The organism is Frankia sp. BMG5.23 (assembly GCF_000685765.2).
Lineage (GTDB): Bacteria > Actinomycetota > Actinomycetes > Frankiales > Frankiaceae > Frankia > Frankia casuarinae.
Genome location: NZ_JDWE01000094.1, coordinates 1 through 8,454 on the forward strand (window position 1 = coordinate 1; position 8,454 = coordinate 8,454).

The 8,454-nt window shown below is 71.5% G+C and carries 2 protein-coding genes; both read left to right on the forward strand.

Annotation, left to right across the window (positions count from 1 at the left end):
* Nucleotides 1-8 precede the first annotated feature (8 nt).
* Nucleotides 9-3,908 carry an amino acid adenylation domain-containing protein gene (locus tag BMG523DRAFT_RS25515; RefSeq protein WP_255353903.1) on the forward strand — a complete coding sequence of 1,300 codons (3,900 nt, stop codon included), beginning with the start codon at nucleotides 9-11 and terminating at the stop codon, nucleotides 3,906-3,908.
* Nucleotides 3,905-8,454: non-ribosomal peptide synthetase (locus BMG523DRAFT_RS21120; RefSeq protein ID WP_043592137.1), on the forward strand; the 4,550-nt coding region annotated here is incomplete at its 3' end. The genes BMG523DRAFT_RS25515 and BMG523DRAFT_RS21120, both read left to right, overlap by 4 nt.

Sequence of the window (8,454 nt, forward strand, 5' to 3'; positions counted from 1 at the left end):
TGCGCGAGTTGGCTCGCCGCCATGGCCTGACGTTGAACACGGTGCTGCAGGGGGCGTGGGCGTTGCTGGTCAGCCGCCTGGCCGGGCGCCGTGACGTGGTGTTCGGGGCGGTCGTCGCGGGACGGCCCCCGGAGCTGCCCGGCGTGGAGAACATGCTGGGGCTGTTCATCAACACGCTGCCGGTCCGGGTGCCGCTCGACCCGGCCCAGCCGGTGGTGGAGATGCTGGCTGACCTGCAGGGTCGCCAGTCGGAGCTGATGCCCCACCAGTACCTGGGGCTGACCGAGATCCAGCGACTCGCTGGGCCCGGCGCCACCTTCGACACCCTCGTCGCCTACGAGAGCTTCCCGGTCGACCCGTCCGGTCCGGCGGACGGCCGCGGGCTGGCCGTCGCTCCCGCCGGAGGCCGGGACGCCACCCACTATCCGCTCACGCTGGCGGTGAGTCCCGGTGGCGACCAGCTCGGACTGAGGCTGAGCTACCGGCCGGACCTGTACGACCTGAACGCGGCCCGGGAATTGCTGAACTGGCTGGTGCGGATTCTGGCGGTGATTGCGGCGGATGGTGGGGTGCTTGTTGGTCGGGTGGGGGTGTTGGGGGAGGTTGAGCGGGCTCGGCTGGTGGGGGAGTGGAATGCGACGGGTGCGGTGGTGCCGGGGGTGACGTTGCCGGGGTTGTTTGAGGCTCGGGTGGTGGTGTCTTCGGGTGCGTTGGCGGTGGTGGATGGGGATGTGCGGTTGTCGTATGGGGAGTTGGAGGCGGCGGCGAATCGGTTGGCGTGGCATCTGATTGCTGGGGGGGTGGGGCCGGGGGGGATTGTGGCGGTGGTGGTGCCGCGGTCGGTGGATCTGGTGGTGGCGGTGTTGGCGGTGTTGAAGGCTGGTGCGGCGTATCTGCCGGTTGATCCGGATTATCCGGCGTCGCGGGTGGGGTTCATGGTGGATGATGCGGGTCCGGTGGCGGTGGTGTGCACGGTGGCGACGGAGGGTCTGTTGCCTGAGCATTCCGCGTTTCGGGTGGTGGTGGATGAGGCTGGGACGGCTGGGGTGGTGGCGGCGCGGCCGGCGACGGTTCCGGGTCGGTTGAGGCCGTTGTCGGTGGCTGATCCGGCTTATGTGATGTATACGTCGGGGTCGACGGGGGTGCCGAAGGGTGTGGTGGTTTCTCATCGGTCGGTGGTGAATTATCTGGCGCATGTGGGGGAGCGGTATCCGAGTGTGGCTGGCGGGTCGTTGTTGCATTCGTCGGTGGCGTTTGATCTGACGGTGACGGCGCTGTTCGGGCCGTTGCTGTCGGGGGGGTGTGTGTTTGTTGGGGAGTTGGCTGCCGGGTCGGGGGAGCGGTTGTTGGTGAAGGTGACGCCGAGTCATCTGCGGTTGTTGGCTGAGTCGGGTGTGTCGGTGGGTGCGGGGCATCTTGTGGTGGGTGGGGAGCAGCTGACCGGGGAGATGCTTGCTGTCTGGCGTGGGCGTCATCCGGCGGCGGTGGTGGTCAATGAGTATGGGCCGACCGAGGCGACGGTTGGGTGTCTGGAGTATCGGGTGGAGCCGGGGGAGGTGGTTGGTCGGGGTGTGGTGCCGATCGGGCGGCCGATTCGTAACGCGCGGGTGTTTGTGTTGGATTCTTTTCTGCAGCCGGTGCCGTCTGGTGTGGTGGGGGAGTTGTATGTGGCTGGGGTGGGTGTGGCGCGGGGGTATTTGAACCGGCCGGGTTTGACGGCGGAGCGGTTTGTGGCGTGCCCGTTCGGGGGTGGGCGGATGTACCGGACTGGTGATCTTGTTCGCTGGTCTGGTGCGGGTCAGTTGGTGTATGTGGGCCGGGTGGATAGTCAGGTGAAGGTGCGGGGTTATCGGATTGAGCCGGGTGAGGTTGAGGTGGTTTTGGCGGGGTGTCCGGGGGTGGGTCAGGTTGCGGTGGTGGTGCGGGAGGATCTGCCGGGTCAGCGGCGTCTGGTGGCGTATGTGGTGCCGGCTGGGGGGGTGGCGGTTGATACTGCTGGGATTCGGGGGTTTGCGGCTGCTCGGTTGCCGGAGTACATGGTGCCGGCGGTGGTGGTGGTGCTTCCGGTTTTGCCGTTGACGGTCAATGGCAAGGTGGATCGGGTGGCGTTGCCGGTTCCTGATTTTGCGGATCGGGTGGGTGGTCGGGAGCCGCGTACCGCGGTGGAGGAGGTGTTGTGTGGTTTGTTCGCGGAGGTGCTGCATCTGGAGCGGGTCGGGGTCGAGGACAGTTTCTTCGATTTGGGTGGTGACTCGATCGTGTCGATGCAGCTTGTTGCTCGTGCCCGCCGGGTGGGGGTGGTGATTACGCCTCGTCAGGTATTTGAGTGCAGGACTCCGGCGGCGCTGGCCGTGGTGGCGGGTGAGGGTGCCGGTGGTGGCGGGCCGGAGGATGTGGGGGTCGGCGAGGTGCCATTCACCCCGGTCATGCACCGGATGGCCGGGCACGCGGGCCTGGCCGGGCTGGCCGGGCGGTACTCCCAGTCGGTCCTCGCCGTGGTCCCGGCCGGGTTGGACCAGGATCACCTGAACACCGCGGTCCAGGCCGTGCTGGACCATCACGACGCGCTGCGGGCCAGGCTGGTCTGCCCCGACGAGCACGACACCGCGTCGTGGCGGCTTGACATCCCCGCCGCCGGGTCGGTGGGGTCGGTGGCCGGGGAGTTGGTGCGGCGGGTCGAGGCGGTGGGCCTGGACGACGACGAGCTCGCCGAGTTGGCGGCGGTACAGGGCCGGGCCGCCGCCGAGCGCCTCGACCCGCGGGCCGGGGTGATGGTCCAGGTGGTGTGGTTGGACCGGGGCCGCGAGCTTCCGGGCCGGGTGCTGCTGGTGGCACACCACCTGGTGGTCGACGGCGTGTCCTGGCGGGTGCTGGTGCCGGACCTGGCCGCGGCCTACCGGGCGGTGGCCGCTGGCAGCCCGGTGGAGCTTGACCCGGTTGGCACCTCGTTTCGGCGCTGGGCGCTGCTGGCCGCCGCGCAGGCCCAGGACAGGGCGGCCGAGCTTCCGCGGTGGGAGCGGATGCTGGCGGTGGAGGAGCCACTGATCGGTGGCCGCCCGCTGGACCCGGACCGGGACGTCGCGGCTGACATGCGCCGCGTGTCGCGGAGTGTGCCCTCCGAGGTCACCGCCGAGTTGCTGACCAGTGTTCCGGCGGCGTTCCATGCCGGGATCAACGATGTGCTGCTGGCGGGGTTCACGGTGGCGGTCAACGAGTGGCGGGGGACTTCCGGCCCGGTGCTGGTGGATGTGGAGGGGCACGGCCGTGAGCCGTTGGCCGAGGGGGTGGACCTGTCGCGCACGGTCGGCTGGTTCACCGAGATCCATCCCGTCCGGCTGGACCCCGGCAGCACCGACTTCGCCCGGATACGCGCCGGCGGCGACGCCGCGGGGCAGGCGGTCAAGCAGGTCAAGGAGCAGCTTCGTGCCGTGCCGGGCGACGGCCTCGGCTACGGGCTGCTGCGTTACCTCAACCCTGACACGCGCCCGGTCCTCGCGGCGCTACCCACCCCACAGATCGGCTTCAACTACATGGGCCGCTTCACCGTCGCGCCCAGGGCCCAGGGCGACGAGCAGGCGGACTGGTGGCAGCTCGGTCTGGGCGGCGACACCGGTACCCTGCCCGCCTCCTACGCGCTGGAAGCCGGCGGCGTCGTGCGCGACGGCCCGGCGGGCGCGGAGCTCACCGTCCTGCTGTCCTGGCCCGGCGACCTGTTCGACGAGGCGCGGGTCGCTGCCCTCGCCGAGGGATGGGTGGCGATGCTGACCGGGCTGGCCGAGCACGCCGCGCGCCCCGAGGCGGGCGGGCACACCCCCTCCGACTTCCCGCTGCTCGCCATGGCGCAGGGCGAGCTCGACGTGGTGGCGGCCGAACTAGCGCGGAACACGCACGAGAGGAGAGCCCGGTGAGCCAGCTCGACGTGGAGGATCTGTGGCCGCTGTCCCCGCTACAGGAGGGCCTGCTCTTCCAGACGCTCTACGACGGGCGGACCGGCGACGTCTACTCCGGCCAGCGTGACCTTGATCTGACCGGGCCGCTGGACCCGGCGCTGCTGCGGGCGTCCGGGGAGGCCCTGCTGGACCGGCACGCCAACCTGCGGGCCGGGTTCCAGCAGCTCTCCGGCCTGGACCAGCCCGTGCAGGTGATCGCCAGGAAGGTACGGCTGCCGTGGCGTGAGGTCGACCTGGCGCACCTGGCGGAAGAAGCGGCGTTGGAACAGGCCATGCGGCTGGCCGCCGAGGAGCGGGACCGCGGGTTCGATCCGGCGCAGCCGCCACTACTGCGTTTCCTGCTGATCCGGTTCGGTGCGCGGCGCCACCGGCTGGTGCTCACCATCCACCACATCCTGCTGGACGGCTGGTCGCAGCCGATGTTCACGCGGGAGCTGTTCGCCGTCTACCAGGCCGGAGGCACGACGGGCGGGCTGAAGCCGGTCTCGCCGTACCGGGACTACCTGGAGTGGCTCGGCCGCCAGGACCGCCAGGCCGCCCGTGAGGCGTGGCGGGTCGAGCTGGCCGGGACGGACGAGCCGACCCTGGTGGCCCAGCCCGATCCGGTGCGCGAGCCGCAGCCGGCCGAGCGCGTGAACACCTCGGTGAGCCCCGAGCTGACGGCAGCTCTGCGGGCCCTCGCTCGTGGTCATGAGCTGACGATGAACACGGTCGTCCAGGGCGCCTGGGCACTGCTGGTCAGCCGCCTGGCCGGCCGCCGTGACGTGGTGTTCGGCGCGGTGGTGGCGGGCCGCCCGCCCGAACTGCCCAGGGTCGAGGACATGGTAGGCCTGTTCATCAACACCGTGCCGATCCGGGTGCCGCTCGACCCCGCCCAGCCGGTCGCCGAGATGCTTACGGCGCTGCAGGCCCGCCAGACGGCGCTGATGTCCTGCCACTACCTGGGCCTTGCCGAGATCCAGCGGATCACCGGCCCCGGCGCCACCTTCGACACGCTGCTGGCCTACGAGAACTACCCGCTCGACTCGTCGTGGGTCTCCGCGATGGCTGACGACCGCGACCTGACGATCACCCCGGCCGGGGGGCACGAGGCGCCGCACTATCCGCTCGCGCTGGCCGTGGTCCCTGGCCGGGACCGGCTGGAGCTGCGGCTGTCCTACCAGCCCGAGGTGTACGAGCGGGAGATGGCCGAGGGGCTGGCCGCCGCCATGGTGCGGGTGCTGGCGGCGATCGCCGCCGACCCGGCCGCCCGTGTCGGCACGGTCGGCATCCTGGACGAGACGGGCCGGGATCTGGTGATCCGGCGGTGGAACGACACCGCGGTGCCGGTGGACGCCGGGTCGCTGGTCACGGCGTTCGAGCGACGCGTCGCCGAGCATCCGCACGCCGTCGCCATCGACGGGGACGTCACGCTGACCTACCAGGAGCTGAACGCGCGCGCCGACCGGCTCGCCCGTCTGCTGGCCACGCTCGGCGTGGGCACCGAGAGCCTGGTCGGGGTGCTGATGGAGCGGTCGGCCGAGCTGGTGGTGGCGCTGCTCGGGGTGGTGAAGGCGGGCGCCGCCTATGTGCCGCTGGATGCCGCCAACCCGCTGGAGCGGATGAAGGCCGTGATCGCCGAGGCCGCACCCGTGGCGCTGCTGGTCGGCCAGGCCACGATCGACCACCCGATGACCCGCGAGGGCGGCCTGCCCGCCGCCAACATCGTCCGGGTCCCCTCGGAGGTGCCGGCCGGCGACGGCCCCTTCCCGGTTGCCCCGGCCGCGGCCAACCTGGCGTACGTCATGTACACCTCGGGATCGACGGGGGTGCCGAAGGGAGTGGCGGTCACCCACGGCAACGTGGTCGGCTTCTGCCTGGATGGCGCCTGGCCCGCCGAGGTGACCGAGCGGGTCATGGTGCAGGCCAACCACGCCTTCGACGCCTCCACCTACGAGGTGTGGGTGCCGCTGCTGCGCGGCGGCACCGTCGTGGTCGCGCCGGCCGGTGACCTGGATGCCGCCGACCGGGAGCGGTTCATCGCCGCCCACCGGATCACCAACGTCCACGCGACCGCCGGCCTGTTCGCCGCGCTGGGCGAGCAGACCCCGCACATCTTCGCCGGGGTACGCGAGGTGTCGACCGGCGGCGACGTGGTCTCGGCGGCCGCGGTGAGGACTCTGCTGGAGACCCATCCGGACATGGTCGTGCGGTCCACCTACGGGCCGACCGAGACGACCGCCTTCGCCACCCACCTCCCCTTCACCGCGGGCGACCAGGTGCCGGCGTCGGTGCCGATCGGCCGCCCGCTGGACAACACCCGGATCTACGTGCTGGACGGCTTCCTGCAGCCGATCCCGCCCGGCGTCGGGGGAGAACTGTACGTGGCCGGCGGCGGGCTGGCCCGCGGCTACCTGAACCGGCCAGGCCTCACCTCGGAACGCTTCGTGGCCTGCCCCTTCGGCACGCCGGGCGAGCGGATGTACCGGACCGGGGACCTGGCCCGGTGGACCGGTGACGGGCTGCTGGTCTTCCTGGGGCGGGCCGACACGCAGGTGAAGATCCGCGGGTTCCGGATCGAGCTGAGCGAGATCGAGAACGTGCTGTCCGGCTGCCCGGGGGTCGCGCGGGTCGCGGTGGTAGCCCACACCAGCCAGGCCGACCACAGCCAACTGGTCGCCTACGTGGTGCCCGCCGAGGGGGAGAGCGTGACGGGCTCCGCGGTGCGGAGGTACGCGGCGGGACGGCTGCCGGACTACATGGTCCCCGCCGCCGTCGTCCCGCTGGCGGAGCTGCCGCTGACCGGCAACGCCAAGCTGGACCGGGCGGCCCTGCCCGCGCCGGACTTCGGCCGCATGGCGACCGGGCGCGAGCCGCGCACGCCGATCGAGGAGGTGCTGTGCTCGCTGTTCGTCGACGTGCTGAAGCTGGAGTGGATCGGGGCCGACGACAACTTCTTCGAGTTGGGTGGCGACTCCCTGCTGGCGATGCGGCTGCTCGCCCGGGTACGGGCCGTCCTCGACGTCGAGGTGGGAATCCGCACCCTGTTCACCGGCGCCACCCCGGCGGCGGTGGCCCGTGTGGTCGAGGCCGGTGGCCGCTCGCGGCCCGAGCTGGTTGCCGGGGTACGGCCGGACCCGGCGCCGCTGTCGTTCGGCCAGGCCCGGATGTGGTTCCTCAACCAGTTGGAGGAGGGACGGGCGGTCTACAACGTGCCGCTCGCGCTGAAGCTGACCGGGCAGCTCGACCGGTGGGCGCTGCAGGCCGCGCTGGCCGACGTCGCGGCGCGTCACGAAAGCCTGCGGACGGTCTTCCCTGACGTCGACGGCGTGCCGGGTCAGCACCTGCTGGACGAGACGGTGGGCCGCCCGGAACTGGTGATGGTGGCGGTGACCGAGGCGGAGCTGCCGTCGCTGATGGCCGCCGAGTTGGGGCGCGGGTTCGACGTGGGCAGCGAGCCGCCGCTGCGGGTACGGCTGTTCACGCTGTCCCCCCGGGAGCACGTGCTGCTGCTGGTGGCGCACCACATCGCCTCCGACGGCTGGTCGATGGGCGTGCTGGCCCGCGACCTGTCGGTGGCCTACACCGCCAGGCTGCGTGGGCGGGTACCGCAGTGGACCAGATTGCCGCTCCAGTACGCCGACTACGCGGTGTGGCAGCGCGCGGTGCTGGGCGATCTGTCCGACCCGGCGAGCCTGATCAGCGAGCAGCTCGCGTACTGGCGGGAGGCACTCGCCGACATCCCCGCGGAGCTGGCCCTGCCGGTCGACCGCCCGCGCCCGCCGGTGCCGAGCTTCACGGGCGGCGCGGTGCCGATCCGGATCGGCGCGCAGACCCACGAGCGGCTTGTCCGGCTGGCCCGGGGGCGGCGGGCAACGCTGTTCATGGTGGTGCAGGCCGCAGTTGCGCTGCTGCTGTCTCGCCTTGGCGGGGGCAACGACATCCCGATCGGCACCGCAGTGGCGGGCCGGGGCGAGGCCGCCCTGGATGACCTGATCGGCTTCTTCGTCAACACGCTGGTGCTGCGCACCGACGTCGGCGGCGATCCCTCGTTCAACGACCTGGTGGCCCGGGTGCGGGAGCGGAACCTGGCCGCCTACGCCCATCAGGACGTGCCGTTCGAGCGGTTGGTCGAGGAGCTCTACCCGGCCCGCTCGTTGTCGCGGCACCCGCTGTTCCAGGTGTCCCTCGGGTTGCGGAACACCCCGCAGGACACCGGCTGGGAGCTGCCGGGGCTGACCATCCAACCGCACAGGTCCGGGGTCAACGCCGCCAAGTTCGACCTGTCGTTCAGCCTGGCCGAGCACCGTGGCGCCGACGGTGAACCGGCGGGGATCGGTGGGACCGTCGGCTACGCGGCCGACCTGTTCGACCGGCCCACGGTGCAGAAGGTGGCGGAGCGCCTGGTGGCCGTGTTGGACGCGGTGGCCGCCGATCCCGCGTTGCGGGTGAGCCAGGTGCCGGTGTTGGGTGCGGCTGAGTGGGTGCGGGTGGTGGAGGAGTGGAATGACACTGGGGTTGGGGT